Source organism: Paracoccus hibiscisoli (genome assembly GCF_005048265.1).
Classification (GTDB): Bacteria; Pseudomonadota; Alphaproteobacteria; order Rhodobacterales; family Rhodobacteraceae; genus Paracoccus; species Paracoccus hibiscisoli.
In genome coordinates, this window is the sequence record NZ_SUNH01000078.1 from 1 (window position 1) to 1870 (window position 1870).

Below are 1870 nucleotides of genomic sequence, written 5' to 3' on the forward strand. Positions count from 1 at the left end.
GCCTTGAACTCAGGGGCGTGCTGCTTTCGTTTCGACATCGTCGATCTCCTTCGTAATGAAGATCAGCAGACAGCAAATCAGAGCTTATGCCAGTGTCCAGTTTTCGGGGGGCACCTCAATGGGCGTCACCGTGTCTGCTGGCAACGCTTCGATGGATCTGAAGTGCGAGATGATGCTGACAGCGGCATCGGTCGAGGCACCAGACCGACATGGACAGCATTCCGGGGCCGGGGGTTCCGACCATGTCCATGAACAAGCGGTGCTGGTTCAAGACCATGTGCATGATGAAGAAACGTCGTCCGAGGGACATGGGTCGCACTGCAAGGCACACGCCTGTCCTGCGACAGCATTTTTGACCTCCAGCGACGTCGCCCAGGCTTTTCTGCTCAGCAAGACACTGGATGCCGTCCGCACCGCCCCGCTGGTGGAGCTGACCGTCTCCGAAGGACTGCGCCGCCCTCCGCGGGCCTGATCCGAGCGTTGCAAGCTGCAGCCTGACAGGCTGCGGCGATCATCCTTCTGATCAGAAAGCGGAATCCTCACATGAAGTTCGTGTTCGCGGCTGCGATGCCGCTGCTTGCGGTGGCCTGCGCGCCTCTGCCTCCTCTGGATACATCTGTCGGACTTGTAAGCGTCGCCGATACCGCGTCGCCGGTTTCGACCCTGCAGGCCGGTCCCGCCGTCACCTATCGAAGCCGCGCCGTTCAGGAACCGGGAAACTGGATCGATCTGAACAATGCGCAAGGCCCGGGTGTCGAATGAAGACGGCATTGGGACTTTCGATGGGCGCACTGCTGTTGCTGACGGCCTGCGCAGATACGGCGACGATGAGCAAAGCCGGCGACGAGAGGGCAGGGTTCGCGACTGTTGCGGGGATCTCCCGGCAGGCAACCGGGGCAGAGGCGGCATGGCTTCAGTCCCCGGCTGAACGGCAGGCACATGCGCAACGCGTTCGCGCCATCGTTCAGGGAAAGACGATCAGCGCCGAACAGGCGGTTCAGGTGGCACTTCTGAACAACCCCGGCCTGCAGGCCAGTTACGCCGACCTGGGGCTGTCCGCGGCGGACCTGTGGGAGACGGCCCTCGGGCCGGTGCCGAGCGTCGGTATCTCCGTGTCCGGGCTGGTCAGTGGTGATGTCACCCGGTCGGTGGAAGGCACGGTAGCGTCATCCATTCTGGACTTGGTCACGAAGAAATCCCGCACACGGGCCGCTGATCTGGAGTTCCGGCAGGCGCAGCTGGCTGCCGCGGGCGAGACCTTGGCGCTGGCGCATGAAACCCGCCGGACCTGGATCGAGGCCGTCGGTGCGTTCGAGGCCGCCGGACTTGTCGGGCGCGCCCAAGGCGCCGCGGACGCGGCATCCGAGCTGGCAGCACAACTTGGCGAAACGGGAGCGCTGAGCCGTGCCGATCAGGCACGGGAGCATGTGTTCACCGCCGAGCTGGCCGCCGAACAGGCTGAGGCAAGGCTGGAGGCGCAACTGGCGAAGGAAAAACTGGTTCGACTGCTAGGCCTGTGGGGCACCGATACTGATTTCTATGTTCCCGACAGCCTGCCGGCACTGCCGCGCAGCGCGCCGAACCGCGCCAATATCGAACGGATGGCGTTGGAAAACCGCGTCGACCTCGCTGCGGGTCGCCTGGAGCTGGAAGCTGTGGCTGCGCGCTACAAACTGAGCGGCCAGACTCGAATGCTGTCCGATGCGGAGGTCGTGGCGGGCGTCGAAATCGAGCGGGAAGGGCGCGATAATGAACGCTCTCCTATCGTCGATGTTGCCTTCAGCATTCCGGTTTACGACACCAGCGGCCTGATTTCCCGGCGAGGAAAGCTGGAATACCTGCGCTCAGCCAACAGCCTGGCGCAAACGGC

The 1870-nt window shown here is 63.5% G+C and carries 3 protein-coding genes; all 3 read left to right on the forward strand.

Annotation, left to right across the window (positions count from 1 at the left end; genetic code table 11):
• Window positions 1-118 precede the first annotated feature (118 nt).
• Window positions 119-472 (forward strand): hypothetical protein, encoded by a 354-nt coding sequence (locus FA740_RS19290; RefSeq protein WP_169306392.1) that lies wholly within the window; start codon window positions 119-121, stop codon window positions 470-472.
• Window positions 473-543: 71 nt separating this feature from the next.
• Window positions 544-762 (forward strand): hypothetical protein, encoded by a 219-nt coding sequence (locus tag FA740_RS19295; RefSeq protein ID WP_046001753.1) that lies wholly within the window; start codon window positions 544-546, stop codon window positions 760-762.
• A partial coding sequence (locus FA740_RS19300) for a TolC family protein (protein ID WP_136858409.1) occupies window positions 759-1870 on the forward strand: 1112 nt, incomplete at its 3' end. The genes FA740_RS19295 and FA740_RS19300, both read left to right, overlap by 4 nt.